Raw genomic sequence first — 529 nt, forward strand, 5'->3', positions numbered from 1 at the left:
CCCTTGCAAAGCGCCATGCCTGTACGTACGACAACCATTTTTGTGAGTACGGTGCAAACAGCTTTTACAGTGGACGGATTTTGAGCTGTGGTAATCGGTACCATCTACCACACACATCACCGCGCCTGAAAAAATAGCGTAGTCTTCCAGGTGCTTATGGCGTCTTAAACGTTCGTAATAATCTTTAAATACAGGTTCAAATGTTTCTGGCGGTAAGGTATCTATCATGTCCCGCATCTGCGATTCTTTCGGGGTATTTTTAACACGAAAAACCGTATGAAGGTTATTGCGTTGATGTTTCTTCTCTAAGCGTTGCTGGAACTGGAGTAAAGAAGGCTCCTGAAAATACATGCAGGCAAATGCACTCATTACGGTATCGTGTAACGAATATTCACATTTATCTGCTTGTCGGGGATCTTGCTGCGCTTCTAAATGAGTTGACAAGACTTTTCTGAGGGCGTCAAAGCGCAGGTGTTTTTTAGTTTTCTTTAAAGATGCCACAGTAACATACCACATAAATTATCTGGTG

Annotated in this window: 1 protein-coding gene; it reads right to left on the reverse strand. The window is 42.7% G+C overall.

Annotated elements, in window-relative coordinates:
* The coding region (locus CJF42_RS26360) for a transposase family protein (protein WP_212668881.1) at nucleotides 1–501 on the reverse strand (501 nt) is incomplete at its 3' end.
* Nucleotides 502–529: the final 28 nt, after the last annotated feature.

The organism is Pseudoalteromonas sp. NBT06-2 (genome assembly GCF_002276045.1).
GTDB lineage: Bacteria > Pseudomonadota > Gammaproteobacteria > Enterobacterales > Alteromonadaceae > Pseudoalteromonas.